Annotated in this window: 23 protein-coding genes; 17 read left to right on the forward strand and 6 right to left on the reverse strand. The window is 60.6% G+C overall.

Annotation, left to right across the window (positions count from 1 at the left end; all coding sequences use genetic code 11):
- Positions 1–122 precede the first annotated feature (122 nt).
- From LMTR21_RS13165 to LMTR21_RS13175, 3 genes are read left to right on the forward strand one after another with little or no spacing between them, the layout of a single operon-like run.
- The gene (locus LMTR21_RS13165; protein ID WP_065749994.1) at positions 123–575 is read left to right on the forward strand and encodes a MaoC family dehydratase; all 453 of its coding nucleotides are present in this window, start codon (positions 123–125) and stop codon (positions 573–575) included.
- Complete coding sequence (locus tag LMTR21_RS13170) at positions 572–1,456, forward strand: HpcH/HpaI aldolase/citrate lyase family protein (protein ID WP_065749995.1); 885 nt, start codon at positions 572–574, stop codon at positions 1,454–1,456. The genes LMTR21_RS13165 and LMTR21_RS13170 overlap by 4 nt, the downstream gene beginning before the upstream one ends.
- The gene (locus tag LMTR21_RS13175; protein ID WP_065749996.1) at positions 1,449–2,633 is read left to right on the forward strand and encodes an acyl-CoA dehydrogenase family protein; all 1,185 of its coding nucleotides are present in this window, start codon (positions 1,449–1,451) and stop codon (positions 2,631–2,633) included. Before LMTR21_RS13170 ends, LMTR21_RS13175 begins: the two co-directional genes overlap by 8 nt.
- Positions 2,634–2,648: 15 nt before the next feature.
- Here the strand turns inward: LMTR21_RS13175 and LMTR21_RS13180 are convergent, their stop codons facing one another.
- The 5 genes from LMTR21_RS13180 to LMTR21_RS13200 form a co-directional block, all read right to left on the reverse strand.
- The gene (locus tag LMTR21_RS13180) at positions 2,649–3,794 is read right to left on the reverse strand and encodes an acyl-CoA dehydrogenase family protein (RefSeq protein ID WP_065749997.1); all 1,146 of its coding nucleotides are present in this window, start codon (positions 3,792–3,794) and stop codon (positions 2,649–2,651) included.
- Between the two features lie 23 nt (positions 3,795–3,817).
- Positions 3,818–4,747, reverse strand: a complete 930-nt coding sequence (kce, locus tag LMTR21_RS13185) for a 3,5-dioxohexanoate:acetyl-CoA acetone transferase (protein WP_065749998.1) — start codon at positions 4,745–4,747, stop codon at positions 3,818–3,820.
- A 39-nt stretch (positions 4,748–4,786) separates the two neighbouring features.
- Complete coding sequence (locus LMTR21_RS13190; protein WP_065749999.1) at positions 4,787–5,581, reverse strand: enoyl-CoA hydratase-related protein; 795 nt, start codon at positions 5,579–5,581, stop codon at positions 4,787–4,789.
- Between the two features lie 18 nt (positions 5,582–5,599).
- Entirely contained in the window at positions 5,600–6,358 is a 759-nt protein-coding gene (locus LMTR21_RS13195; RefSeq protein ID WP_065750000.1) for an SDR family oxidoreductase, read from the reverse strand.
- 98 nt (positions 6,359–6,456) lie between these two features.
- Positions 6,457–7,638, reverse strand: a complete 1,182-nt coding sequence (locus tag LMTR21_RS13200) for an acyl-CoA dehydrogenase family protein (RefSeq protein ID WP_065750001.1) — start codon at positions 7,636–7,638, stop codon at positions 6,457–6,459.
- A gap of 129 nt (positions 7,639–7,767) precedes the next feature.
- On the opposite strand from LMTR21_RS13200, the gene LMTR21_RS13205 reads away from it, so the two are divergent.
- Both LMTR21_RS13205 and LMTR21_RS13210 read left to right on the forward strand, forming a co-directional pair.
- On the forward strand, positions 7,768–9,066 hold the full coding sequence (locus LMTR21_RS13205; protein WP_065750002.1) for an enoyl-CoA hydratase-related protein: 1,299 nt from the start codon (positions 7,768–7,770) through the stop codon (positions 9,064–9,066).
- A gap of 30 nt (positions 9,067–9,096) precedes the next feature.
- A complete protein-coding gene (locus LMTR21_RS13210; protein ID WP_141688023.1) occupies positions 9,097–10,287 on the forward strand; it encodes a CaiB/BaiF CoA transferase family protein in 1,191 nt (396 codons plus the stop codon).
- 60 nt (positions 10,288–10,347) lie between these two features.
- On the opposite strand, the gene LMTR21_RS13215 is transcribed toward LMTR21_RS13210, so the two are convergent.
- Complete coding sequence (locus LMTR21_RS13215) at positions 10,348–11,541, reverse strand: ABC transporter substrate-binding protein (protein WP_065750004.1); 1,194 nt, start codon at positions 11,539–11,541, stop codon at positions 10,348–10,350.
- Between the two features lie 300 nt (positions 11,542–11,841).
- On the opposite strand from LMTR21_RS13215, the gene LMTR21_RS13220 reads away from it, so the two are divergent.
- The 12 genes from LMTR21_RS13220 (at position 11,842) to LMTR21_RS13275 (ending at position 24,716) form a co-directional block, all read left to right on the forward strand.
- Complete coding sequence (locus tag LMTR21_RS13220; RefSeq protein WP_187399351.1) at positions 11,842–13,017, forward strand: phosphotransferase; 1,176 nt, start codon at positions 11,842–11,844, stop codon at positions 13,015–13,017.
- A gap of 55 nt (positions 13,018–13,072) precedes the next feature.
- Entirely contained in the window at positions 13,073–13,831 is a 759-nt protein-coding gene (locus tag LMTR21_RS13225) for an SDR family NAD(P)-dependent oxidoreductase (protein WP_246175449.1), read from the forward strand.
- A gap of 491 nt (positions 13,832–14,322) precedes the next feature.
- Positions 14,323–17,427 (forward strand): DEAD/DEAH box helicase, encoded by a 3,105-nt coding sequence (locus tag LMTR21_RS13230; protein WP_065750006.1) that lies wholly within the window; start codon positions 14,323–14,325, stop codon positions 17,425–17,427.
- Between the two features lie 91 nt (positions 17,428–17,518).
- On the forward strand, positions 17,519–17,755 hold the full coding sequence (locus LMTR21_RS13235; protein WP_065750007.1) for a hypothetical protein: 237 nt from the start codon (positions 17,519–17,521) through the stop codon (positions 17,753–17,755).
- Positions 17,756–17,794: 39 nt separating this feature from the next.
- Positions 17,795–18,082: a Flp family type IVb pilin gene (locus LMTR21_RS13240; protein WP_347339172.1), complete on the forward strand. Its 288-nt coding sequence runs from the start codon at positions 17,795–17,797 to the stop codon at positions 18,080–18,082.
- A gap of 98 nt (positions 18,083–18,180) precedes the next feature.
- A complete protein-coding gene (locus tag LMTR21_RS13245; protein ID WP_065750009.1) occupies positions 18,181–18,687 on the forward strand; it encodes an A24 family peptidase in 507 nt (168 codons plus the stop codon).
- A 1-nt stretch (position 18,688) separates the two neighbouring features.
- Positions 18,689–19,657: a Flp pilus assembly protein CpaB gene (gene cpaB / locus LMTR21_RS13250; protein WP_065750010.1), complete on the forward strand. Its 969-nt coding sequence runs from the start codon at positions 18,689–18,691 to the stop codon at positions 19,655–19,657.
- The gene (locus LMTR21_RS13255; protein WP_065750011.1) at positions 19,657–20,859 is read left to right on the forward strand and encodes a CpaE/TadZ family protein; all 1,203 of its coding nucleotides are present in this window, start codon (positions 19,657–19,659) and stop codon (positions 20,857–20,859) included. The genes cpaB and LMTR21_RS13255 overlap by 1 nt, the downstream gene beginning before the upstream one ends.
- Positions 20,856–22,232 (forward strand): TadA family conjugal transfer-associated ATPase, encoded by a 1,377-nt coding sequence (locus LMTR21_RS13260; protein WP_065750012.1) that lies wholly within the window; start codon positions 20,856–20,858, stop codon positions 22,230–22,232. The genes LMTR21_RS13255 and LMTR21_RS13260 overlap by 4 nt, the downstream gene beginning before the upstream one ends.
- A complete protein-coding gene (locus LMTR21_RS13265) occupies positions 22,229–23,161 on the forward strand; it encodes a type II secretion system F family protein (RefSeq protein WP_065750013.1) in 933 nt (310 codons plus the stop codon). The genes LMTR21_RS13260 and LMTR21_RS13265 overlap by 4 nt, the downstream gene beginning before the upstream one ends.
- Entirely contained in the window at positions 23,158–24,066 is a 909-nt protein-coding gene (locus LMTR21_RS13270) for a type II secretion system F family protein (protein ID WP_065750014.1), read from the forward strand. The genes LMTR21_RS13265 and LMTR21_RS13270 overlap by 4 nt, the downstream gene beginning before the upstream one ends.
- 2 nt (positions 24,067–24,068) lie before the next feature.
- On the forward strand, positions 24,069–24,716 hold the full coding sequence (locus LMTR21_RS13275) for a methyltransferase family protein (protein WP_065750015.1): 648 nt from the start codon (positions 24,069–24,071) through the stop codon (positions 24,714–24,716).
- Positions 24,717–24,962 lie beyond the last annotated feature (246 nt).

Genomic DNA, 24,962 nt, shown 5'->3' on the forward strand with positions numbered 1-24,962 from the left:
CAATCCTCCCAATTCGTACACTTGTGTACGATATCGTAATACGATAGAAAACCGGTCGAAGACAAGAAAGCGTTGCGGCGCAGGCCGTCTTATTCACCCCGAGATCCAGCAAGAGGCAACAAATGGCGGGGCTCTTCTTCGAACAATTTTCCGTCGGACAGACATTCTCCCATGAAATCCGGCGTACCGTGACCGATATGGACAACATCCTGTTCTCGTCGCTGACCTACAATCCGGCGGCCGTGCATATCGACCACGAATACGCCAAGGGCACCGAGTTCGGAAAGCCGCTGATGAATTCGATCTTCACGCTCGGCCTGGTCATCGGGTTGTCGGTTCAGGATACGACGCTGGGAACGACCGTCGGCAATCTGGGAATGGAGGACACCAAGTTTCCGCGCCCGGTATTCGGCGGCGATACGCTGCGCGCAGAAACCAAGGTCGTATCATTGCGCGAAAGCAAGTCCCGTCCGACGCAGGGCATCGTGACGTTCGAGCATCGCGGATTCAATCAGCGCGATGAGGAAGTGGTCTACTGCCGCCGGAACGCTCTGATGATGAGGCAACCCAAATGAGACTGCGCTCGCTTCTGTTCGTGCCGGCCGACAGCGAACGGAAATACGCCAAGGCCACCGGCGTTGGCGCCGACGCGCTGATCCTTGACCTGGAGGACTCGGTTGCGCCGGGCCGAAAGGCGTTTGCTCGTGATGCCGTCAAGGCGCTGCTGGGGACCGGCGAAAGAAGGGACTGGTCGTTCCTGGTTCGGATCAACCCGTTCGGCACCGGCCTGACGCTGGAAGATCTGGCGGCGGTGGTGCGTCCGGGTCTCGACGGCATTCTCATTCCCAAGGTCAACGGCATCGAGGATGTCGATCTCGTCTCGCATTATGCCGACGTGCTGGAGGTGGCCACGGGCATGACGCCCGGCCACGTCAAGCTGTTGGTCGTCGCCACCGAAACGCCTGCCGCCATGATCGGTTTCAACGGCTATGCGCGCAAGAACAAGCGTCTGGTGGCGATGACCTGGGGCGCGGAAGATCTGGGCGCCGCACTGGGCGCTCTCACCAACAAGGAAGCGGACGGGAGCTGGACGTTTCCTTACCAGGTGGCGCGGGCACAATGTTTGTTCGCGGCCGGAGCCGCGGACGCGGCCGCGCTCGAAACGCTGTATGCGGACTTCAGGGATCAGGACGGACTTGCGGAAAGCTGCAGGATCGCGCGCCGTGACGGATTTGTCGGCCGGATCGCAATCCATCCCGATCAGGTCGCCACCATCAATACCTGCTTCACGCCGTCGGACGCTGATCTCGAACATGCGCGCCGTGTCGTCGCCGCATTCGCCGCCAATCCCGAGATCGGAACGGTCGGGATCGACGGCAAGATGTACGACATGCCGCATCTGACCGCCGCGCGTCGAACGCTGGCGTCCGTCGGGGAGGGAGGTTTCAATGGATAAATCGTTCTCCAATCAGCGCGACGTCCCGGAAGATCATGCCGCCATTCGTGACGGCGTTCGCGCCGTCGTCACCCGCTTCGATGACGAATACTGGCTGGCGCGCGACGAGGACGGCGAGTTTCCGCGCGAATTCCACCGCGCGATGGCGGATGCCGGCTGGCTCGGCATCACCATGCCGGAGGAATATGGCGGGTCGGGCCTTGGCGTGACCGAGGCCGCCATCATGATGCATGAGGTGGCAAGCCATGGCGGCGGCATGACGTCGTCGTCCGCCGTGCATATAAATTTGTTTGGCCCGCATCCGATCGTCGTGAAGGGAACGGATGAGCAGAAGCGGCGCTGGGTTCCGCGGTTGGTTTCGGGTGAAGACCAATGCTGCTTCGGCTTCACCGAACCGGATGCCGGGCTGAACACCACACGCATCAAGACCTTTGCCGAAAAAGTGCCCGGCGGATATCGCGTCCATGGACAGAAGGTCTGGACCTCGACGGCGCAGGTGGCCAACAAGATCATGCTGCTGACGCGGACCACCAAGTTCGAGGACTGCAAGCGGCCGACCGACGGCATCACCATCTTCTACACCGATCTCGATCGCTCCAAGATCGAAGTCCGCCGCATTCCAAAGATGGGCCGCAAGGCGGTGGATTCCAATGCCATTTTCATCGACGGACTGTTCATTCCGGAAGCGGACCGGATCGGCGAGGAGGGCAAGGGTTTCTCCTACATCCTTCACAGCCTCAATCCCGAGCGGATCCTGATCGCGGTCGAGGCGATCGGGATCGGGCAGGACGCGCTGCGCCGGGCGGCGCGTTACGCGCGGGAGCGCATCGTGTTCGATCGTCCGATCGGTCAGAACCAGGGCATACAGCACCCGCTGGCGGAACGCTGGATGTATCTAGAGGCGGCATGGCAGATGGCGACGCGCGCCGCCTGGCTCTACGACAACGGCAGGCCGTGCGGGGCCGAAGCCAACAGCGCGAAGTTTCTCGGCGCTCGCGCCGGTCACGATGCGGCCTGGCAGGCCATCATGACCCATGGCGGTTTCGGCTACGCCAAGGAGTATCATGTCGAGCGGCTGTTTCGCGAAGTCTCGATTACCCGCCTTGCGCCGATCACGGAGCAACTGATCCTGAGCTTCATCGCCGAGAAGGTGCTCGACTTGCCGAAAAGCTATTGATCGGCGGCGTCCCCGTCAGAGGTTGCGCGAAATCAGCTCGCGCATGATCTCCGACGTCCCGCCATAGATGCGCAGCACGCGCGCATCGGCAAACAGACGGCAGATCTCGTATTCGCGCATGAAGCCGTAACCGCCGAAGAACTGCAGGCACTGATCGACCAGGCGGCCATGCATCTCGGTGGTCCAAAGCTTTGCGGTCGAAGCCGCATAGGTCGTGAGCTCGCCGCGAACGTGGTCGCGCAGGCACTGGTCGACATAGGCCCATCCGACCGCAAGATCGGCCTTCAGATCGGCCAGCCTGAACCGCGTGTTCTGAAACGTTCCGATCGGCTGTCCGAACGCCTTGCGCTCTCCGACATAATTCTTGGTGATGTCGAACGCCTTCTGCGCGGCGGCGATCGAATGCAGCGCGATCGTCAACCGCTCCTGCGGCAGCTCGCTCATCAGCGCGGCCATGGCGCCGCCTTCCGAGCCGAGCAGGTTTTCGATGGGAACGCGGACCTGGTCGAAGAACAGTTCTGAGGTATCGGAGGAGAGATGGCCGAGCTTGTCGAGGTTGCGGCCGTGCCGGAAGCCGGCGCGATCGGTCTCGACCAGCACGAGGCTCATGCCACGCGATCCGCCGTCCGGGTTAGTTCTGACAACCACGATGACGAGATCACACATCTGGCCATTCGAGATGAAGGTCTTCTGGCCGGAGATGGCGTATTCATCGCCTTCCCGAACGGCGCGGGTGCGAATGCCCTGCAGGTCGCTGCCGGTGCCGGGCTCGGTCATCGCGATGGCGCAGACGGTCTCTCCGGCGACCATGCGCGGCAGCCATTTCTTCTTCTGCTCCTCGGTGCCGTAATGCAGCACATAACCGCAGCAGACGTCGCTGTGCACTGAAAAGTCGGTCGCCGGGCCTGCAAAGCCGGAATAGGCGAGCTCTTCGATGACGACGGCGTTGTGACGGAAATCACCGCCGATCCCGCCATATTGTTCCGGCACCTGGGGGCAGAGCAGGCCGGCCTGGCCGGCGGCCGGCCACAGGGCGCGGTCGATGATTCCGGCTTTTTCCCATTCCTGAAAGTGCGGCTGTATCCTGGCTGCGGCAAAGCGGCGAACGCTTTCGCGCAACAGGGCGTGCTCTTCGTCGAATACCGGGCGGTTTTGCAGCATGTCCGTCGTGCCGTAGGTTGAAGCTAGAAGGCGACCTTGTCGCCGCCCTTGAGCTGAAGGATTTCGCGCGCCTCGTCCGGAGTGGCGATCTCCAGTCCAAGGCCTTCGATGATCTTGCGGACTTGAGTCACCTGTTCGGCATTGGTCTGGGCGAGGCGGCCCGCGCCAATCCATAGGCTGTCTTCAAGCCCGACCCGGACGTTCCCGCCCATCGAGGCCGCCATCGCAGCGACCTGCATCTGGGCGCGGCCGGCGCCGAGAACCGACCAGCGGTAGTTGTCGCCGAACAGGCGGTCGGCCGTCCGCTTCATGTGCATCACGTCATCCGCGTGCGAGCCGATGCCGCCAAGGAGCCCGAAGCAGGTCTGGATGAACAGCGGCGCCTTGACGAGGCCTTCGGTCCAGAAATAGTGCAGGTTATAGAGGTGGCTGGTGTCGTAGCATTCGAACTCGTAGCGCGCGCCCGAGCCGTTCAGCGTCTCCAGCGCATAGCGGATATCCCTAAACGAGTTTCGGAATACGAGATCGTGGGAGCCCTCCAGCATCTGCGGCTCCCAGTCGTGCTTGAACGACTTGTAGCGTTTCAGCATCGGGAATAGGCCGAAATTCATCGAGCCCATGTTGAGGCTCGCGACTTCCGGCTTCCAGGTGGCGGCCGGCCGCACGCGCTCCTCGACGGTCATGTAGGGCGATCCGCCGGTCGTCAGATTCACGACGACGTTCGAACTCTGCTTGATGACGCGCAGGAACGGTTCGAACGCCTCCGGCGATTGATCCGGCCGCCCATCGACCGGATTGCGCGCATGGAGATGAACGATCGCGGCCCCCGCCGCCGCCGCGCCGAGCGCGGACTCGGCGATCTCGGCAGGCGTCACCGGCAAATGCGGCGACATCGAGGGCGTGTGGATCGATCCGGTAACCGCGCAGGAAATGATGACCTTGTGCGATGCCATGATCCCTCTCTCAACTTGCGATTCCGACGTCAGCGACCGTCAGGACACGAACTTGTGGAAGTCCGGTTCGCGCTTTTCGTTGAAGGCGGAGACACCTTCCTTTGATTCAGCAGTGTCATAGAACATTTTCACCGCGTGAAGGGCAAAGTTGCTGATGCCGCGGATGTTGTCTGAATCGGCGTTGAAGGAACGCTTCGCCAGCGCGATGGCGGTCGGCGATCGTTGCGCCAGCTTGTCGGTCCAGTCCTTGACGGCGGCGTCGAGCTGCGCTGCGGGGACGACCTTGTTGACCAGGCCCATCTCGCGGGCCTGCTCGGCGGTGTAGCGATCGTTGATGAACCAGATCTCGCGGGCCTTCTTGTCACCGACATGGCGGGCAAGAAAGGCCGTACCCCAGCCGGCGTCGACCGATCCGACTTTCGGACCGACCTGTCCGAACTGGGCGGTGTCGGCCGCAATGGTGAGGTCGCAGAGCGTGGCAAGCACATTGCCGCCGCCGATGGCAAAGCCATTGACGCGGGCGATCACCGGCTTCGGCACATCGCGGATTAGGCCCTGCAGTTCATCGATCGGCAGTCCCACCACGCCGCGGCCATCATACTGGCCCTCATGCGCCGATTGATCGCCGCCGGTACAGAACGCCTTCTCGCCGGCGCCGGTCAGGACGATGCTGGCGACCTGCCGATCGTTGGCGGCGAGATGGAAGGCCTGGATCAGTTCCTCCAATGTCTGTCCGCGGAACGCGTTGTAGACTTTTGGACGGTTGATGATGATCCACGCCGCGCGGTCGCGAACTTCATAGATGACGTCGGTAAATTGCTTTGGATCGGTCATGGCATTTCCTCGCGCGGGTTAGATCATGTTCATTCCGCCGGACACCGAAATGGTCTGTCCGGTGATGTATTTTCCATCGTCAGAGGCGAGCATGGCAACGATCCCGCCATAGTCTTCCGGCTCGCCCATCCGCCGCAGCGGGATTCCCCTGACCATCGCGTCCTTCCATTTGACGGCTTGCTCGCCTTCGCCAAGGACGGTGGCCATCATCGGCGTGTTGGTTGGGCCTGGGCAGATGGCGTTGAGCAGGACGTTCTTGCGCGCCAGTTCGCGGGCGAGTGATTTCGTGAAGGAGATCAGCCCGCCCTTGCAGGCGGAGTAGACAGCTTCGTCGCTGGTTCCGACCCGTGCCGCATCGGAAGCGATGTTGACGATCCTTCCGCCGCCGCGTTCGGCCATCAGGGGCGCAACCGCCTTGTGGGTGTTGAGCGGACCATAGAGATTGATGCGGATGATCTTGTCCCAGAGCTCCTTGTCGGTCTTCAGGAACGGCATCGGCCGGTCCCAGCCGGCATTGTTGACCAGTAGCCAGATCGGGCCGAGCTCGGCTTCCACCTTGGCCACGGCTTCGCCGACGGAGGCGGCATCTCCGACATCCACCGCATAGGTCTTGATGACCGCCTGCGGCGCGAGCTTGGCGGTTTCTTCGCCGGCTTGCGGGTTGATGTCGAACACCGCGACCTTGCAACCTTCCTCGGCGAGGCGCAGCGTCAGCCCACGGCCGATTCCCTGTCCGCCGCCGGTGACGACGGCTACTTTTCCAGATAGGCCCTTCAACGCAAACCTCCCTTGTCGCTTGTCATTGTTGTTGGCGCGCGCGGCCCGATCAAGCCGGAATATGATGCTGCCGGTGCAGCGCGCACGCGGCGTTCAGCTCACGAGACCGCGCCGTTCTTCTGCAGCGCAAATCCGTGCTGCGAATACATCTGCCGCGCGATGATTGTCTTCATGATCTCGATCGAACCTCCGGCGATTTTTACGATCCTTGCGTCCGCATAGGCCCGCGCAATCGGGTATTCCCACATGTATCCCCAGCCGCCGAATAGCTGCAGGCACTCATCCACCGTTTCGCAGTGAAGCTCGGAGGTGAACATCTTTGCCATCGCGGCGTCCACGGGATCGAGCTTGCCTTCCATGAACAGCGAGATGCATTTGTCGGTGAAGACACGGGCGACGGCCGCCTTGGTCCTGAGATCGGCCAGCTTGAACTGGGTGTTCTGGAAATCGGCAATCTTCTGGCCGAACGCGCTGCGCTCGGCGGTATATCGCAACGTCCAGTCGATCACCGTTTCCGTGACCGTTGCCGAACGGATTGCCTGGGCGAGCCGCTCCTGCGACAGCTTGGTCATCATCTGGGCAAATCCTTTGCCCTCCTTGCCAAGCAGGTTGCTTGCGGGAATGCGGACATTGTCGAAGAACAGCTCCGACGTATCCTGCGCCTTCATGCCGAGCTTCTCCAGATTCCGGCCGCGCTTGAAACCGGGCCGGTCGCTCTCGACGATAAACAGCGTAACGCCTTTTGCTCCGGCATGGCTGTCGGTCTTGGTCGCCAGCACGACGAAGTCGCAAAGCTGGCCGTTGGAAATGAACACCTTCTGGCCGTTGATGACAAAATCGTCGCCGTCACGCACAGCGCGGGTCCGGATTGCCTTGAGATCGCTGCCGGCATGAGGTTCGGTCATGCCGAGCGATCCGATCGCTTCGCCCGACACCATCTTGGGCAGCCATTTGCGCTTTTGTGCCTCGGTACCGAAGGACAGAAGATATGTCGCGACGAGATCGGTATGGATCAGAAAGCCGGGCCCGCTGGCGCCGGACCGCCACAACTCCTCGAATACGACGACGTCAAAGAGGTAATCCAGTCCCATCCCGCCATATTCCTCGGGCACCGTGCAGCAGAGCAGTCCGGCCGCGCCGGCCTTGAGCCACAGCTCGCGCGGAACGATGCCGTCCTCTTCCCATTTGGCGTGGAAGGGCACGATCTCGCGATCGACGAAGCGCCGGACCGTTTCCCGGAAAATTTCATGTTCCTCGCGAAAGATCGTGCGCTCGATCATTGTCAAAACGCGTCCTGTCTGATTTAGTTTGCTAGTGTACCATTATCGAGATCGGTATACAATGCAAGACTTGCGCTGCGCAAGCACGATAGTACACCAACGAACGGTAACTCAAGCGACGAGGAAACGATGCCGGAAGCGCCGGAGCTGAAGCAATTTCGGACCGAACGATCGCCGAGCGGGGTCCTTCACTTGGTGTTCGACATGCCCGGCCGCTCGATGAACGTCTTCTCGAACGCGGCGATCGAGGAACTCGGCCGGTTTGCCGACTGGCTGCCGCAAAGCGACGTGGCGGGTGTCGTCATCCGCTCCGGCAAGGCTTCCGCGTTCTGCGCCGGCGCCGATCTGGCCGAGCTGGAGACCGCCTACGATATGATCATGGCGGCGCCCGCGGTTGAGCGCGACCACGTTGCATTCGATCACTTCTTCCGGCTGAGCCAGGGATTGCGCAAGCTCGAAACCGCGGGCAAGCCCGTCGCGGTAGCGATTTCGGGACTGGCGCTGGGCGGCGGCGCCGAATTCGCGCTTGCGGCGCATTACAGGGTCATCACCGATCAGCCGCAGAGCACGTTTGGCCTGCCCGAGTCGCTGGTGGGATTGTTGCCGGGAGGGGGAGGAACCCAGCGTCTTCCGCGTCTGATCGGCGTCGAGGCGGCACTGCCGGTTCTGCTCGACGGTGCCAGGATCGGCGGAGCGGCGGCGATCGCGGCCGGTCTCGCCGACGCATTGGTGGCGCCGGGCGAGGAGGTGGCGGCCGCGGAGCGCTGGGTATTGTCGCGCCCTCCGGCCGCGCAGCCATGGGACCGGCCCGGCTGGCGCGCAAAGGATGCGGAACGCTTCGCGGCGCAGATCGGACAGCAGCGCGCCAGCGTTCTGGCCGACACGTTGGGGCACTATCCGGCGCCGCTCGCCATTCTCGACTGCGTCGAACACGGATTTCCGCAACGTTTCGACGACGCGATCCGGACCGAGATGAACATCTTTGCGGAGCTGATCCAGCGACGCGAGCCCCGCAACATGATCCGGACATTGTTCCTTGGAAGACTCGACTACGAGCGGCTGAGAAAGAACGGGATGAATCCCAAGGTCGTCGATGCTGTTGCTGCGATCTCGCGCGTACTTGCGGTCCAATCGGAGAGAGGCGAAGAGCTTTCTCAATCCTTCGCACGGGCGGGATTTCGCATCGATCAGGCGCAGAATACCGTCTTCGATGGTCGGATCTCCGGTGCGAGCTATTGGTTTGACGACGAGCCGAAGACATGGGGAAAGGAGCTGCTGCGAGCTCGCCTCGCCGAAGCGGAAGCCGTGGCGGCAGGCTGGCGGTCCCAGCTTGACGAGGCCGAGCGACGGGCCGCCGACTATTTGCTCGTAACAAGAGAAGGCTTTCCCGCTTACCTCGGCGGCCTGTTCGCCGCCGGAGTTGGTTAGGCGAAGCGCGCAGCCGAAGGGAGACAAATCGTGGCAAAGCCGCTCGATGGTGTCAGGGTTCTTGATCTTTCAAAAGTTCTCGCCGGTCCGCTCTGCGCCCAGTATCTCGGCGATCTCGGCGCCGAAGTGATTAAGGTCGAGGCGGTGGGGCAGGGCGATGAGACGCGCGGATGGCCGCCCTTTCCCGCGCCGGGGCTGGGCACGGTATTCCTGAGCGCCAACCGCAACAAGCGCAGCATTGCGATCAACATGAAGTCGGAGAAGGGACGCGAGCTGGTGCACAAGCTAGCACGATCGGCCGACGTTGCGATCGAGAGTTTTGGCACGGGCGTCGCCGAACGGCTGGCGATCGACGCCGACAGCCTGCGTGCGCTGAACGATCGTCTGATTCATTGCAGCATCTCCGGGTTCGGCCGGTCGGGGCCCCTGAAGAATTCACCGGGCTACGACGTGATCCTGCAGGCGTTCAGCGGCATCATGTCGATGACGGGGGATGAGGGCGGCGGTTACATCCGCAGCCCGATTTCGCCGATCGACCAGATGACCGGCGTGCATGCCTTTAGCGGCATTTTGGCGTGTCTTCTCGCTCGGGAAAAGTCCGGCAAGGGCGCGTCCATACAGGTGTCGCTGTTCGACACCGCGCTCGGGCTTTTGAGTTACAATCTGCAGACCTTCTGGGAGCGCGGCATGCAGCCCGCCAAATGCGGCTCCAGCCATGAATCACTCTGTCCCTACCAGGCGTTCGAGGCGTCCGACGGACCGATCATGATCGGGGTGGCCAACGATAATCTCTGGCGCAAGTTCTGCGCGGTCGCCGGCCTCGATGCGATCGTCGACGATCCCAGGTTTCGCACCAATGCGGACCGGGTCGCCCATCGCGCCGAAACACTCGGCCATGTACAACTGGCGATCGCGTCGCGAACGGTCGAACAGTGGAACACCGCGCTCAACGAGGTCGGCATTCCCTGTTCGCCGATCAATACGATCGCCCAACTGCTCGCGCATCCGCACACCAGGGCCAATCCGATGATCATGCCGTACGATCACGCCGCGGCCGGCCGGCTCAACTGCGTAGGTCACCCCGTGACATTCGTCGGGGAGGAACGCAGCGCCGGCCTGCCGCCGCCGATGCCGGGGCAACATACCGACGAGATCCTGCGGGAGGCAGGTCTGTCGCCGGCAGCCATCGACGAATTGCGCCGCGAAGACGTGATAGGTTGAGCGGGTGGTCGCCGGTCGATCGGGGGCGAGACGCTTCGTGTCCCGCCCCGCTGTTTCCAATCACTCCTCAAGCAGCTTCCATGACGTCTTCTCGAAGACGGCCATGCGCAGCGCGCGGTAGGGCGCGTAGTTTTCCTTGGAGTTGGTGAGCTCGATTCCCGGAAGCAGCATGCCGACGCGTTCGTTGTTGAACGTCGTCGCCTGGGTCAGCAGGTTTTCGCGTGTCAGATTGTCGCCACAGCGCTTCAGCCCCAGCGCGATGGCCTGTGCGTTGACGTAACCTGAGAGCGCGATGAAATCGTTCGGGCTGTCATTCGGCGCCCACTTCTTCATGAAGGCGATATAGTCGACGACTTCCGGATCCTGCGCCCAGGCCGGATCGCCGGCCTGCTTCGTGAACTGCGTCGTATAGGCGCCCTGGACATTGTCCAGTCCGGCGGGGGTTAGCACGCCTTGTACGGAATTGACCGGACTGGCGAGAAACTGGGCCGGCTTCCAGTTCAGCTCGTTTGCCTTCTTGATCGCCTGGGCGGCGAACTTCGGTGTCGTGAAATAGACCAGCGTGTCAGCGCCGGAGGTCTTGAGCTGGATCACCTCGGAATCGACGGTGGGATAGCTGATCTCGTAGGTTGCCTCGGCTACGATCTTGGCGGTGCCGGTTCCCAGCCCTCGCTTGAAGCCCGTGAGATAATCCTTGCCGTAATCGTCGTTCTGATAGAGGACCGCAATCTTTGCGTTCGGCAGCTTCTTGGCGATGAATTGCCCAAAGGTGGCGCCCTCCATCTCGAACGGCGGATAGAACGGCACGGTCCAGGGGAAATTCTGCGGATCGTTGAACCTCCGGCCGCCCGCCGAGATGAAGATGTGGGGGACCTTGTTCTGGTTGAGGTACTTCTGGACGGCGATGTTGGGAACCGTGCCGACGGTGCCGACCTCGGCGAGGACTTCATCGCTTTCGACCAGCTTGCGGGTCTGTTCGATGGCTTTCGGCGGACTGAACCCATTGTCGAGCGAGATCAAATTCACTTTCCGGCCGTTGATGCCGCCTTTCTCGTTGAGCATCTGGAAATAGCCGGTCATGACGCGGCCATAGCTCGAAAAGGCCGAGGCCGGTCCGCTGTAGGGCACGGTCTGGCCTATCTTGATTTCGGTGTCGGTGACACCAGGGCCATACTTCTTTTCAGCCGCGCCAACCAAAGCGGTGGAGCCGCCGAGGAACAAGGTCGAAATGACGACCAGTGCCGGTATCTTCATGCTTCCCCCTTGTTGTTTTGTGAGCGTGTGAACTTTGGTCGACGCTTGGCGCCAATCAGTACACACATATACCATATACTATAAAACTGAAATGGCGTGCTGCAAGATTTCTTTGGACCTTGTTGCTGCGGTGCAAGAGCGCAGGGCAGGCAATAGCAGCAAACAGCTTTTATCTTGCTTGCTGATCCGGCTGTGCTACATATCGTACGATAGTGTACTAAAATGCGGCGACTGACGTCCGGCCCTCGGTCACGAGTTTGCCGGAGCGATGCGCTATTGTCGTCCGCTGAGGAGGGAAACATGGGTGCATCGGGCGCGACAGCTTTGGCTGCGCTGAGAATCGGAGGGCGAGTTGCGTTCGAGCGCCTCGTCAGGCCGAAGGCGTGGCAGCGTGACGACGTGCCTTGCGCGCCGCGCGCGATCACGCCCGAATGGCTGACGGCAGTCCTTTGCGAAAAGCATCCTGGCGCCATGGTGACGCAGGTCGAGATCAAGCCGGCCAGTGCCGGAACGCACGAACGGCACCGGCTGCTGCTCACCTATAACGAAGCCGGCCGCCGGGCCGGCTTGCCGGGCTCGATCTTCACGAAGTCGCTGCCGAGCGTCGTCACGCGCATGATCGGCGGTTTCAACGGCACGGCGCGGGTCGAAGGTCAGTTCTTCGTCCAGCTGCGGCCCTTGCTGCAGATCGAGGCGCCTGTGGGTTACCATGCCGCCTTCGACCGCAGGACTTTTGCGTCGATCCTGCTGCTGGAAGATCTCGTGGCAACGAAGTCTGCGACGTTTTGCAATCACCGGACCTACGTCACCCGCGAGATGGCGGATGACATGGTTGATGTGCTGGCCGCGCTGCATGCGCGCTTTCACGGCGACCGCGAGCTAGCAACGCGATATCGCTGGGTTGCCGGCTATCCGAGATGGTTCACGATCGGCGCCGAGAAGATGGACCTGGAGCATTACACCCGGAAGGCATTCGATGCCGCGTCGCACGTCATTCCCAAAACGGTGATGGCGCAGCGCGACAAGGTGTGGCCGGCGGCCATGCATGCGCTCGCCGTCCACGAAGGCGAGGGGCAGGGCCTGATCCATTCTGACGTGCATATCGGGAACTGGTACCGGACGGCCGCAGGAAAGATGGGGCTGTGCGACTGGCAGTGTCTTTCACGCGGCCATTGGTCCCGGGACTTCGCCTACGCGGTGACAGCGGCGCTGACGCCGGATGATCGCCGCAAGTGGGAGAGGGATCTTCTGGTTCGCTATCTCGAACGATTTGCCGAGCTCACGGGCTCCAAACCGGATTTCGACGAGAGCTTCCGGCACTACAGGGAGCAAATGGTACACGCGCTCCTGATGTGGACGATTACGCTGTGTCATTCGCCGTTGCTGCCGAACATGCAGCCGGAGGAGACCACGCTGACCATGATCGAACGCATAACGACGGCGATGGCAGATCTGGATTCCATCGACAGTTTATAGGATGCTGGTTGTACCCAATCAGGAATGCCGGAGAGAGTGATCCATGCAAGATGTGATGTCATTGGATAGGAAGACGATCATCGTTACCGGGGCGGCCCAGGGGATCGGGCAGGCGATCGCGAAATTGGCGATTTCCCTGGGAGCGCGAGTCGTTGGTGTCGATCTTAACGGTGACAAGCTTCACGCATTTGCCGCGACGACGAATGGCCAGCTACTGCCCTACGTCGGCAGCGTGGCTGATCCGGAGTTCACTGAAGCGACGGTGAGCGACCTCAAAGCCCGCGTTGGCGTCATTGACGGCCTTGTCAACAATGCCGGCATCACGCGGCCCGCCATGATCGAAAAGATGACCTTGCAGCAATGGAGCGAGGTCATCTCTGTGCATCTGACCGGCGCATTCCTGTGGACCCAGGCCGTGGGTCGAATCATGCTTGCGCAAGGAAAGGCCGGCCGCGAAAATCCGGGATCGATCGTGAATATTTCCTCGGATGCCGGAAGAGCCGGTTCCATCGGGCAGATAAACTATGCCGCGGCCAAGAGCGGCCTGCTGGGCATGACGATGTCGACCGCCAAGGAATGGTCGAAGTTCGGCGTTCGGACGAATTCAGTGTGCTTCGGCGTCGTTGAGACGCCGATGACCGAAACGATCAGGGGCGATAAGTTTCGCGACGGCATCCTGGCGCGGATTCCGATGGGGCGCTGGGCCGCGCCGGAGGAGGCGGTCAAGCCGGTGTGTTTTCTGCTTTCGGATGCCGCGTCTTACATCACCGGCCAGCACATCGCTGTGGACGGCGGTTATCACATTTCCGTCTAGCCCAAGTGGCATCGTCCGAAGGACGAACAGGCGGTCGACTTTCGCAAGTTGGCGTTGTAGTCGTGGTGCGACGTCCGTAGAAGCCTGGGCGGCCTGGCGCCCGGCGTCGTGGAATTGCGCCTAAAAGCATGCGTCGCGCGGTGAACGATCCCGGGCCTGACATCTTATCCATGCGGAGGCCCATGATGTCGCCAAAGAAGCTACGCAAACTCCGAAATTCTCGGTAGCTCCGCACCCCGGCGAGTTTTATGGGACGATTAGATTGGAAGCGTGCGTCTGCAACCAAATTCGCATATGTACGCTGCCCGAGGCATAGCTCCCATATCAGAGCAGGCCTGTTCAAAGTAATACTCGCCATCAGCGTCTGCTGGTCGCGAATCAATGACGGATTCAACGTGGGTCGTTCCAGCAAAGCGCGCGTTGCCAGCAAGGCAACGAAGCGAAAGACTTCTCTACCGCGGACCGCGATCTCTTCTTCATCGCCGCTCGGCATGATGGCCCTCCATCTGCTCGCGCAGTGGAGGAAGTCGGGTCGCAAAGGCATCGTCTTTCTCGCCGAAAGCGAGAACAGGGCAGAGCGACTGGGTGCAGTCATTCATGCCCTGGCCCCCTCGTGTGATGTGCTGGTCTTTCCGAGACTGAATACGCTGCCGTTCGATCAGCTGGAGCCGTCGCACGAAATCGCGGGTAGACGAAGCTCGGTCTTGAGGCGCCTTGCCAAGCCCGAGAAGCCGATCCTGCTTGTGTCCACCGCAGAAGCCGTGATGGAGCGGCTGCCTGCGCCAGCGAGTTGGTCCCGCGTCATCCTCCGTTTGAAGGTGGGCGCCGCGTTTTCCGAACGAGATCTTCGGGCGCGGCTTGAGGCGCTCGGATACGATCTCGATGACGAGGCGGACTATCCCGGCGGCGCGCTGTTTCACGGGAAGACATTCGAGATTTTTCCCGCCGGCGCACTGGGACCGTTCAGAGTGGAGCATTCCGGCGGGGTGATACGCCGGATCGTGGCGTTCAACCCAATAGAACATGACATCGTTTTCGAGACGAAGGAGCTTCTCGTCGACCCGATGTCGGAGCGGCTGGCGTTAGGGAATGTGCGCGGAAAGCGCTCAACCCTGTTCGACTATTGCGGTCGAGCCAAGTGGATCGCCGATGCAGGGGTTTCGGCGCACGCCGATAGCTGGCTTGGCACGATCGAGGAGGCGGCAGGTCGCACGGATCAAGAGCGCGAATACCTCGGGGGGCGCGAATGGAAGAAGGCGACCAGACGTATGAGCGTGCTGTCGCAAAAGGCGCCTTTCGCCCCCACGCCGGACTTTTCGCAGGTCGCATCACCCAGGAAGGCGCTCCGCGCATTCGTCGACGAGACGCAACGCGCCGGCTCGCGATTGGTTTTCGTCGCAGCGCTGGCGGACGACCTGCGCGTGATGGAGCGGATGAGCGGGGTCAAGCCGGAGCGCTTTGCGAACTGGGACGAGGCGACGGCCGGACGCAATCGTGAAGCGGCGCTTTTGGCTGACTTCGACAGAGGTTTTGTCGTGCCCGGCCGGAAACCTCTTGTCGTCGTGACGGCTTCCGATGTGCTGGGCAGCAGGGCGCATCATCCGCAGCCCCTGGCCAGGAGCTGGAGTGCGGCTTTCGACCACGCAGATGTGCCGGAGCAGGGTACGGTGGTCGTTCATCTGCAGCGAGGACTGGCCTTGCTCGACGGCTTGCAGACCGTGGCGACGGGGGGTGGGTCGTCGCGCGAAATGATCCGGCTCGTATTTGCGGGGGACGATGCCGTTCTCGTTCCGCCCGCTGACCTGACGATAATCTGGCCATACGCGTCGGAGCTCGGCGAGCTGACCCTCGACAAGGCGGATGGAAGTACGTGGTGGGCCCGGCGTACCGAGGCGGAGAACGAAATCCAGATCGCCGGCAAGCAGCTCGCCAAACACATCAGCCAGCGGCGCCGCCGGCGAGCTCAGAAACTTGTACCTCGAGGGCCCGTTTATGAGAAGTTCGTCGCGCGTTTTCCCTATTTCACGACGGTCGACCAGGCGAAGGCCATTCGGGACGTTCTAGATGATCTCGCGTCGGGCCATCCCATGGACAGGGTCATTTGCGGCGATGTCGGGTTCGGCAAAACCGAGGTGGCGTTGCGAGCCACGGCTGCGGTGGTGTTGTCAGGAAAGCAGGTCGCGATCGCGGTACCGACCACGGTCCTTGCAAGACAGCATGTCGCGACTTTCCGCAAACGTTTTGCTCCGTTCGGTATCGAAGTGGGAAGTCTGTCGCGGACCGATTCCGGCGCGCAGACAAGAGAGGTGAAGGAGGGACTGAAGAGCGGAAAATTGAAGGTCGTGGTTGGAACGCAGGCTCTCGCCTCGAAGGACGTGAAGTTCGCCGACCTCGGCCTGGTCATCATCGACGAGGAGCAGCATTTTGGCGCGGCAGAGAAGGCGAAACTTTCCGGGCTGGCCAAGAGCATTCATGCCCTTTGGATGAGCGCCACGCCGATCCCGCGGACGCTTGCGGCAGGTCTCGCCGGTTTCAGGGATCTCAGCGTCATTGCCTCTCCGCCCGTACATCGACTTCCGGTCGTCACGAAGGTCGCTCCGCTTTCGGACGCCGCCATCGCCGCGGCATTGCTGCGCGAACAAAGACGCCATGGACAAAGCTTTCTGATCTGTCCGCGTATTCAGGATCTCGATCCGATGCTGGCGCGAGTTCAATCGATGGCCCCGGATCTCCGCATCGTCTGTCTCCATGGCAAGTTGCCCGCCGACGAAATAGACGATCGAATGATGAGCTTCGTCGAAGGCAGGGCGGACGTTCTGCTGGCGACCAACATCGTGGAGAGCGGTCTCGATATTCCCCGGGCCAACACCATCGTAGTCTGTTGGCCCGAAAGGTTCGGTCTTGCTCAGCTCCACCAGCTCAGAGGCAGGGTGGGACGCGGCGGAATACGCGCGTTTGCGTATTTGCTGACCGATTCCGACTCGGAGCGATCCGAGAAGCGGCTGGCCGTTTTGGAGGAGTTCAACCGACCAGGGGCGGGTTTTGCCATCAGTGCGCGGGATCTGGATCTCAGAGGAGCGGGGGACCTGCTTTCCGAGCGGCAGTCGGGCCATGTCCAGGTATTCGGGCCGGTGCTCTATAGCCACCTTCTGAAATTGGCCTCGGAGAAAGCAGACGACAGGGCCGCCGACCTCTGGGTGCCCGACCTCAACCTGCCGATCCCGGACATGTTGCCGCCAGGCTACGTGCAATCGGAGGCGGTTCGGCTGGAAATCTACGCCCGTGCCGCCAGGTGCCCAAGCGAAGACGAACTGGACGACCTCGAGGAGGAGACTTCCCGTCGCTTCGGCAAATTGCCTCCGGCGGCAGGCGATTTCTTTGCCGCAGCAAGGCTCAGGATCGACTGCAGACGAAGAGGAATCGTAAGGCTCGATGTCGGAGCGGACGCCGTGGCCGCGACCTTCTTGCCGGGAAAACTTGGCAGGTCCCGGGCGCGATCCCTGCAACGCGACGGTGATCGGGTCGTCTACATCAGCAAGGATCGCGAGAGGCCGCTTGGAAAGGTCGAAGGCTTCCTCGACGTTCTGGACGAGTGATCGCGGCGGCATGAGAGGCAGCTGATCCTCGTCTCTTCATCCGGGCCAATACAGGTCGGAAGCCCGCCGAGCTTAATTGTGCCGGCGATTCTTGCGCCTGTTACAGGCTAATTTCCTGCTGAGTTCAGCTGAACAGCGTCGATTCTCTTTCGCGCAGTATTTTTCCGCTGACTGCTGCGACGAAGAGATGAGTGTCGCGCGGCTCGATCTGACCCAAAGCCTCGATGACAACGCAGTCGCCAACATCGTTAACGTAATGGCGGATTACCTCGGAATTTCCACGCGCTCGCTCCGTGTAACTACGGAAAAGCGCTGCCACAGCAAGTGACAGATTTTTGGCTCGACACTAGATTGGGAAAAGTTGGCAATGACTTTTATCCGCCAACGCCCCGGCAATTTTCTGCCAACGGTTTTGCAAATACATCGTGAAAGAAGGATTTCTCCTATGTTGAAATACTACGTCAAGACCACGGAAGCCCTGAAGCGTCTGCGCACGGACCAGGACGGTGTGGTGTCGTTCGAGTACATTATTGTCGCGGTTTGTATCATTGGCGCAGTGTCAGCGGTGTTCGGTGTTGGAGCTGGTGGTGCGATCGGGCAGTCGCTGACTGCCGGGATCACCGCTATCACCAACGCTTTCACTGCGGCGGTTTGATACCTCCAACTGACGCCCGAGGGGGGCAATCCAAGGTGCCCCCCTCTTGAAAGTGTCCCCCACTTTTCGTGTGCCTTCTTTTTTGAGGCGTACATTTCATGAACTGGATTGCTTCCACGGCCTCGATTCTGGAAATCCTGTTGTTGCTATATGTCGCAACGATCGATGTCGCGACGCGATTGATCCGAAATGAAATTTGTCTGGCGCTGGCGCTCCTCGGGATCGCTGGTCAATTGGCCAGCCCGATGCAAGTTGCGGAGTCGCTGATAGCAGCCGCGATCCTCTTTCTCCTTCTGTTTGTCCTATATGCGCGCGGAGGAATTGGCGGCGGCGACGTCAAGTTGCTGACTGCCCTGGCGATCGGTTTTCCGCTGACGGGCGTGATCGAGTTGTTGACCATCACCGGGCTGGCCGGCGGCGTCCTTGCCCTGGTGCATCTCATGATGCGCCATCTACCATATCCCAACCTGGCGCCAGCGGGATCGTCAATCGCGCGCCGCGTCTACGCGATAGAGCGCTGGCGCCATTTGCGACGCGCGCCGCTACCTTACGGGGTTGCCATCGCGTGCGGCGGTATCTGGACCATCTTCAGCAAAGGATTTTGACATGTCGTCCGCGTTGCGCCTCTCGATCATCCTGGTGCTGTTGCTCGCAACCACTGCGTTCGGGCTTATTGCCTATAACATGAACCTGCCGAAACAGGTCCCGGTAGTCCCGGTAGCAGAGGTCAAGGAGCAGGGGCCGACGCCTTCTTCGACTGTAGGGTATTTTGTAGCGGCACGTCCGCTGTCGAAAGGTACATTGGCCCGCGAAGAAGATTTCGCAGTTCGCTCGGTGCCGCCTGAACGTCTTCCAGCAGGAGCGATTCTTGAAACACCCGACTCGAAGGTCGGACTTCCCGGCTCCCTGGTTCGCAAGTTCGTCGACGCTGGCAGTCCGATCACTTTACAGGACGTATTGCGACCGCGAGATCGCGGTTTCCTGGCCAGCGTCCTGGCACCCGATAGCCGCGCAATCAGCATCAAGGTGGACGAGGAGTCTGGCGTCTCGGGCCTGATCAGGCCAGGTGATCATGTTGATGTCTTATTGACCCAAGTCTTCGAGAAGGCAGATCCCGCGCGTCGGGCCTTGAGCGAAACCGTTCTGGGCAACGTTCGAGTCATTGCGATTGACCAGGAGATTGTGCAAGGCGGGCGAGGCGTTAGCTCGATGGCCGGCAAGCAAGCGCAAACTGTGTCGTTGGAGCTTGCGCCAGAGCAAGTCAAGAAGATCACAGTGGCAAGGCAGATCGGAACGCTCTCCCTGGTCGTACGGGCAGCAGTCGATGGTTGGGATACAGCGGACGCTGGCGCCATCTCCAGCTGCGATGTGTCGCCGGAAATTGCTCGCCAGAATGCAATTGCCGGCCGGACTGCAGCGGTCGTCGTTCATTCTGGCGGTCAGATCAAGCAATACTCAGTCAGGAAACAGGACACAGGCGACAACGACACTATGGTCAACTGCGATGGGTCGGAAGTTTCTCGCCGGGGTACGACGATGGTGGTTCAGGCAGGAAAGTTGTTGGAGAAACGTTGATGAGCGTTAACATTGCAGTCGTCAGTTCGCCTGAGGAAGCTACGTCTGTTGTAGCGCGCAACCGGGTCGTCTGTTTTGTAAATGACGAGCTCAGTGCGGCGGCTCTGCGCAAGGGCCTCGAAGGCAGCAACATATCGATCAGACGTGGCACGATTCGTAATGCCATACGGATGCTCGAAACCGACACCGAATTGCTTGCGTTGGTGACGGACATCAGTGGAATCGATGATCCATTTGCCGAACTGGAAAGGCTGGCCGGCGTCTGCCCACCCGACGTCCGGGTAGCTCTAATCGGTGAGAGCAGGGAGATCACCTTCTATCGCCAGCTTATGGAACTCGGCTTGACCGAGTACCTGCCGAGGCCGATCACGCGTGACATGGTGCTGGACCAGCTGCGCCCGAAGCTGCTTGGCGACGTAGCGCCGGGTCCGACCGACCGTGGCGGGCATGTGATCTCGATCTGTGGCGCGCAGGGCGGTGCCGGTGCAACGAGTATCGCCATCAATCTCGCGCTGCAACTGGCCGAGACCACCAAGGCCAAGGTCGCGCTGCTCGACCTTCATCTGCAGGGCGGCGAAACAGCTGTCATGTTGGGTGTTCAACCCGGGCCAGGTCTGCGTATCGCGCTGGAAAATCCGATGCGGGCGGACACGTTATTCCTGGAGCGCGCCGCAATTGAAGTCAACGAGCGGGTTTGCCTGATCTCCGCCGATGAAGAACTGGATGCGCAGCTCGACATCACCGAGGCGGGCGTGAGGCACGTGCTGGGTCTGCTCCGCCAACGGTTCAATTACATCGTTGTCGACGTACCGGTGCCGTTTCCACCATCGATCCATCCGGTGATCACTCTTTCTCGTCATGTGCTGGTGCTGCTGGAAGCCGAGGTGACCGGACTTCGCAATGCCCATGCACTGCGCACCGCCGTCACCAACATTGCCGGCAAGGATCGGGTCTTTACTTTGCTCAACCGTGCCAATCGCCCCGGCGGCCTGCCCAGGGCCGCGGTTGTCAAGGCCTTGGGGGCAGAACCGGACATGGTGGTGCCCGATCTCGGGAAGGGGATGACCCAGGCGGTCAATCTCGGAATTCCAGCGCTCAAGCACGTATCGGGTCTGCGACGTCACCTTGCCCCGATCGTACGGGAGATCACGGGGCTCGGCGCCGAGCGGAAGGGACGGCTGAGGAGGCTGCTCGGATTATGAAGACCTTTGGTAGGCGCGACGACGACACGCCAGCTCGTTTGCCTGCATTGACGCCATTGCCGGCGTCGACGCAGAGCGTGCCTGCATCTGCACCCAGGCACGAACTTTCGCCCCAGCGGCCCCTGATATCAGCGCCGCTCCGCGAGCGGGTCATCGAACTGATTGAGCCATCGGTGGCCGCGACTGTTTCGCGCGATGTCCTTCGGCGGCAGATTGAGGAGATCATCCATGGAATCGCCAACGAGGAACGGCTCGAACTGTCGGGTCGCGAGCAGCTTCAGCTAGCGGATGAGATTGCGGACGACATGACCGGCTACGGGCCTCTGCGTCCGCTTCTACTCGATCAATCGATCAACGACATCATGATCAACGGACCGAGTAACATCTATATCGAACGAGGCGGCAAGCTGGAGCGGATCGCGGTGCGATTCCGCGACAATGATCACATCGCATCGGTGGCGCAGAAAATCGCTGCGCAAGTTGGGCGGCGTGTCGATGAATCCAGTCCGATGGTGGATTGCCGCTTGCCGGATGGCAGCCGGGTCAACATCATTTTTCCACCGCTAGCGATCCATAGCCCCTGCATTTCGATCCGAAAATTTCCAAGCCGCCGTTTGGATATCGCAGGCATGATCGAAAACGGGTCAATGACCGCAGCCGTCGGACAATTGCTGGAGATTGCCGCCCGGTCTCGGCTCAATGTTCTGGTTTCTGGCGGCACCGGGTCCGGCAAGACGACGCTGCTGAACGCCATGAGTCAATTCATCGATCACAGCGAGCGCATCGTCACCATCGAGGATGCCGCAGAGCTGCAGCTTCAGCAGCCTCACGTGATCAGCCTGGAGACCCGGCCGCCCAGCCTCGAAGGCACAGGGCAGGTGACGCAACGCGATCTCCTATGGAATGCCCTGCGCATGCGTCCTGACCGGATCGTCGTGGGTGAGGTGCGCGGCGCTGAAGCATTTGACATGCTGCAAGCAATGAACACCGGCCATGATGGTTCGATCTCCACAGTCCATGCCAATAGCGCCCGCGATGCCCTGACCCGCATCGAGAACATGGTGCAGATGGGACAGGTCAATCTGCCGTCGCGGGCCATTCGAGCTCAGATCGTCGCTGCGCTGGATCTCATCGTGCAAGTCGAGCGCATGCGGGATGGGCAGCGCCGCATTGTCCAAATCAGCGAGGTGATGGGGCTGGAAGGGGATGTGATCACCACAAATGACATCGCAGCCTTCGAGTACCAGGAGGACGATGTGCATGGGCGGATATCCGGCACCTACAGTTCCACGAACGCCCTCCCGAAGTTCAAGAGCCGTCTTGTCTATTTTGGGCTTGATCGTGCCTGGGCCGAAGCCATGAGGCAAATATGATACCGGAGTTCGTGATCGTCACTGTTCTAGCGCTTGCGATGTGCGCAGCAGTCAATTCGTTGTGGCTCGACGGTCGAGAGCGACGCATACAGCGCCAGCTGACGGTAGCTCTACCAGCCTCACATCCGGTCAATCTGCCATCCATTCGGCGGGCGGAGACCGGGTCCCGGGCTCTGTTTCTCCATCGTCTGGCCAATTACAGGCCGGAGATGGTTCACGCCTGGCATCCGGCATATGTGCTAGTTGCCGCCGCGATCACGGTGGTGGCAATCTTCTTTGCCAATCGCTTTCTGGGATTTTCCACCCTCTACGTGTCTGTCGCGGCTGCCATTGCCGCCATAGTGGTCGTGCGAGTTCTGTTTGGATGGCAACAACGTCGCTTCGCCAGTCAACTTTTTCGACAGCTGCCTGACGCGATCCAACTGGTGACAAGTACGGTTCGGTCTGGTCTGCCCGTGCACGAGGCATTTCGCACGATCGCGCGCGAGATGCCGCAACCAACTGCTGGCCAGTTTGCTATCGTATGCAACGAAGTGAATCTGGGAAGACCTCCGGAGGAAGCCGTCGAAGCCGTCTATCGGCGAACGCAAGTGGCAGAATATGCAATGTTTGCGGTGACGCTTGCTGTTCAGTTGAAGTCAGGCGGCAGCTTGGCCGAAACCTTGCAGACACTGGGAGACACTGTGAGTCAGCGTGTTGCGCTGGCTGCTCGCGCCAAGGCGCTGGCGGGAGAAGTGATCTTTTCCTCACGAGCACTTACGATCTCACCCTTGATTGCGGGCGCGTTGCTATACGCGGCCAATCCGAAAAATGTTGATTTATTGTTCTCTGATCCGACTGGGAACAAGCTCCTGGCCTACGCGGTAGCCTCGGTGCTTATCGGGCACCTGGTGATCAGTTGGATGGTCAGACGGGAAACAGAACTATGACTTTTGGTCTCAGTCTGGTGGCCCTCGCAGTAGCAGCCGGAACTGCGACCTGCTTGTTGATCATCCGAGAAATTCATGTCCGTGCATTGGATACACGGGTATCAAACGCCGTGATGGGCATCCCTTACCGGTCAGCGCCGTTCCAGGACATGACCAGTTGGTTTTCGTGGCTCGGCATGCGGTATCGGCGCTTCTACGCCGAGGAGAACCTGGAACAGCTACGAACGATCCTTCACTCATCAGGTTTCAATCATCATCGAACCTTGCCGATCTGGATCGGTATCAAAGTCGTCAGCACATTCCTGTTCCCGGTCATTGCGCTACTCCTTGCGCAGCTTTCGGGAAGGGGGCCTGCCGACGTGCTGGTCTTCGGGCTCATTGGCGTGGTGATCGGAATTATGGGACCGCGATTGATTCTGTCGGTGCTGAAACGGCGTTTTGATGCGGCTATTCGGCTAGGTACGCCGAATATGATCGATCTGCTGGTTGTGTGCAGCGAAGCGGGAATGGGCATGGAGAGCGGGCTGGCACGTGTGGCGGAAGAAATGAAGCAGACCAATCCAGCTATGGCCTGGGTGTTGCATCGACTTCTTGATGATCTCCGGATTTTGCCAAATCGCATCGACGCATTCGAGAATTTGGCATCAACCTCGGATGGGCTTCGCCGGTTCGGAACCATGATCAGCCAGAGCCTGCAATACGGGACGCCGTTGAGCCAGGCGCTACGCAGTATCGCTGTCGACCTGCGGCGAGAACGTATTACCAAGCTCGAAGAGAGAGCACACAAGTTGGGCGCCAAGCTGACCATTCCGATGGTGCTGTTCCTGCTTCCAGCGATGTTCATCATTATGGGTGGAAGTCCCGTTCTGCATCTTGTTCGTTCGTTCGCCAGCTTCGGTAAGTAGCCATGAGCACGATCGCCCTGTCGAAAAACTGTTCTTACGATCGGATCATGCGGCTGTTTGGCAGCATGTGGTTCTTTTTGCTGGCGCTTTGCGTGGCCATCAAAATTGGGGCATCGCCTACCGATTCCTGGCCATCGCTCCTGTCGGGCTTTTGTCTCGGCATTTTCTACATGCTCCTGGCGCTGTTGATCATGACGCGCTCTCCGGCAAAGGCGCATGCAGATGGCCTGCTTCCGAGAATAGCTGCGTTCGTCGGCAGCTATCTGCCATGGACGATCAGCTTTCTGGGCAAAACCGACGAAACGCTGCCAAACCTGGCATCGACAGCTTGCGTGCTGGTCGGCACGATCATGATGCTTGTCACTATCCGACATCTCGGTCGGTCGTTCAGCTTGGTGCCACAGGCGCGTTCGGTGGTGCAGACCGGTCCGTATCGATGGATCAAGCACCCGCTTTACCTCGCAGAAGAAATCGTGGTCCTGGGCGTCGTGCTGCAATACCTGACACCGGTTACGGTGATCGTATTGATCCTGCATGTGGGCATCCAGGTATGCCGAATTCTTTACGAGGAAGACCTGCTTCGGCGCAATTGCCCTGAGTATTCCAGCTACGAAGCATCGCGTTGGCGAGTGGTCCCTTATGTTTGGTGAGCGGCCATGCGTGGCCGAATTGTCATGGACATGGTTCAAATCGCTACTGCTCGGACTCCGCGATCGGAAGTGGTAGGTATCGGTCGAGGCAGGCGGGCGTGCTGTCGGAAGTCCTTCACCGCGGATCAGCGCGGCGCCGTCGCGTTTGAGACAGTGTTCGTTTACATATTCTTGGTGGCGTTCTTGCTGATGCCGCTCGCCGACGTAGCCGCTGCAGGCTTCCGCTTTATCTCCGCGTGGACGGCG

Origin of the sequence: Bradyrhizobium paxllaeri (genome assembly GCF_001693515.2) — a bacterium.
GTDB classification, from domain to species: Bacteria; Pseudomonadota; Alphaproteobacteria; order Rhizobiales; family Xanthobacteraceae; genus Bradyrhizobium; species Bradyrhizobium paxllaeri.

Coding starts and splice junctions, on each gene's coding strand:
- LMTR21_RS13165 (WP_065749994.1), top strand. CDS start 123: ATGGCGGGGCTCTTCTTCGAACAATTTTCCGTCGGACAGACATTCTCC.
- LMTR21_RS13170 (WP_065749995.1), top strand. CDS start 572: ATGAGACTGCGCTCGCTTCTGTTCGTGCCGGCCGACAGCGAACGGAAA.
- LMTR21_RS13175 (WP_065749996.1), top strand. CDS start 1,449: ATGGATAAATCGTTCTCCAATCAGCGCGACGTCCCGGAAGATCATGCC.
- LMTR21_RS13180 (WP_065749997.1), bottom strand. CDS start 3,794: ATGCTGCAAAACCGCCCGGTATTCGACGAAGAGCACGCCCTGTTGCGC.
- kce (WP_065749998.1), bottom strand. CDS start 4,747: ATGGCATCGCACAAGGTCATCATTTCCTGCGCGGTTACCGGATCGATC.
- LMTR21_RS13190 (WP_065749999.1), bottom strand. CDS start 5,581: ATGACCGATCCAAAGCAATTTACCGACGTCATCTATGAAGTTCGCGAC.
- LMTR21_RS13200 (WP_065750001.1), bottom strand. CDS start 7,638: ATGATCGAGCGCACGATCTTTCGCGAGGAACATGAAATTTTCCGGGAA.
- LMTR21_RS13205 (WP_065750002.1), top strand. CDS start 7,768: ATGCCGGAAGCGCCGGAGCTGAAGCAATTTCGGACCGAACGATCGCCG.
- LMTR21_RS13215 (WP_065750004.1), bottom strand. CDS start 11,541: ATGAAGATACCGGCACTGGTCGTCATTTCGACCTTGTTCCTCGGCGGC.
- LMTR21_RS13220 (WP_187399351.1), top strand. CDS start 11,842: ATGGGTGCATCGGGCGCGACAGCTTTGGCTGCGCTGAGAATCGGAGGG.
- LMTR21_RS13225 (WP_246175449.1), top strand. CDS start 13,073: ATGTCATTGGATAGGAAGACGATCATCGTTACCGGGGCGGCCCAGGGG.
- LMTR21_RS13230 (WP_065750006.1), top strand. CDS start 14,323: ATGATGGCCCTCCATCTGCTCGCGCAGTGGAGGAAGTCGGGTCGCAAA.
- LMTR21_RS13240 (WP_347339172.1), top strand. CDS start 17,795: ATGACTTTTATCCGCCAACGCCCCGGCAATTTTCTGCCAACGGTTTTG.
- LMTR21_RS13245 (WP_065750009.1), top strand. CDS start 18,181: ATGAACTGGATTGCTTCCACGGCCTCGATTCTGGAAATCCTGTTGTTG.
- cpaB (WP_065750010.1), top strand. CDS start 18,689: ATGTCGTCCGCGTTGCGCCTCTCGATCATCCTGGTGCTGTTGCTCGCA.
- LMTR21_RS13255 (WP_065750011.1), top strand. CDS start 19,657: ATGAGCGTTAACATTGCAGTCGTCAGTTCGCCTGAGGAAGCTACGTCT.
- LMTR21_RS13260 (WP_065750012.1), top strand. CDS start 20,856: ATGAAGACCTTTGGTAGGCGCGACGACGACACGCCAGCTCGTTTGCCT.
- LMTR21_RS13265 (WP_065750013.1), top strand. CDS start 22,229: ATGATACCGGAGTTCGTGATCGTCACTGTTCTAGCGCTTGCGATGTGC.
- LMTR21_RS13270 (WP_065750014.1), top strand. CDS start 23,158: ATGACTTTTGGTCTCAGTCTGGTGGCCCTCGCAGTAGCAGCCGGAACT.
- LMTR21_RS13275 (WP_065750015.1), top strand. CDS start 24,069: ATGAGCACGATCGCCCTGTCGAAAAACTGTTCTTACGATCGGATCATG.